The sequence below is a fragment of the Pelorhabdus rhamnosifermentans genome (assembly GCF_018835585.1).
GTDB classification, from domain to species: domain Bacteria; phylum Bacillota; class Negativicutes; order UMGS1260; family UMGS1260; genus Pelorhabdus; species Pelorhabdus rhamnosifermentans.
Genome location: NZ_JAHGVE010000174.1, coordinates 1 through 242 on the forward strand (window position 1 = coordinate 1; position 242 = coordinate 242).

Annotated in this window: 1 rRNA gene; it reads left to right on the forward strand. The window is 54.1% G+C overall.

Features of this window, described 5'->3' with window-relative positions:
* Nucleotides 1-242 (forward strand): 16S ribosomal RNA (locus Ga0466249_RS26245); the annotation flags it as partial.

The following is a 242-nucleotide window of genomic DNA, read 5'->3' on the forward strand; positions in this document are numbered from 1 at the left end:
GAGCGCGCAGGTGGTTGATTAAGTCTGATGTGAAAGCCCACGGCTTAACCGTGGAGGGTCATTGGAAACTGGTCATCTTGAGTGCAGAAGAGGGAAGTGGAATTCCATGTGTAGCGGTGAAATGCGTAGAGATATGGAGGAACACCAGTGGCGAAGGCGGCTTCCTGGTCTGTAACTGACACTGAGGCGCGAAAGCGTGGGGAGCAAACAGGATTAGATACCCCGGTAGTCCGGCGCTCCTT